1 protein-coding gene is annotated in these 374 nt (G+C 72.5%); it reads right to left on the reverse strand.

All coding sequences use genetic code 11. From position 1 onward, the window contains the following. Nucleotides 1–238: AsnC family protein (locus OOT08_RS06425; protein ID WP_325091764.1), on the reverse strand; the 238-nt coding region annotated here is incomplete at its 3' end. Nucleotides 239–374: the final 136 nt, after the last annotated feature.

The following is a 374-nucleotide window of genomic DNA, read 5'->3' on the forward strand; positions in this document are numbered from 1 at the left end:
CCGGAGCGACCCGCATCCGGATCACGATCGAGCGCGACTCCTGGATGCTCCGCACGTCGAGGTAGGTCGAAACCTTGACCGCCCCGCGGTCGATGAGCCGCTGGCCACGGCGCGCGACGGTGCGCTCCGGCAGGTCCAACAGGCGCGACACGGCGCCCCAGGAGGCGCGGCCGGAGATCTGCAGCACGGCCGCGATCTGCCGGTCGGTCACGTCCCAGGAATCGGACGTCTCGGGCATGGGGACTCCTCGGGGTCGAGCAGGGTCACCGCAACCCTGCGTTCCCCAACGTTAGCGGAACCGGGCGTCGGCCCCGGGACGCGCGGAGCCTACACCGGCCCCGTGATCGGCCCGGTTGCCGGCCCCGTCATCGGGT

This window comes from Leucobacter sp. M11, from assembly GCF_035726885.1.
Lineage (GTDB): Bacteria > Actinomycetota > Actinomycetes > Actinomycetales > Microbacteriaceae > JAPFRB01.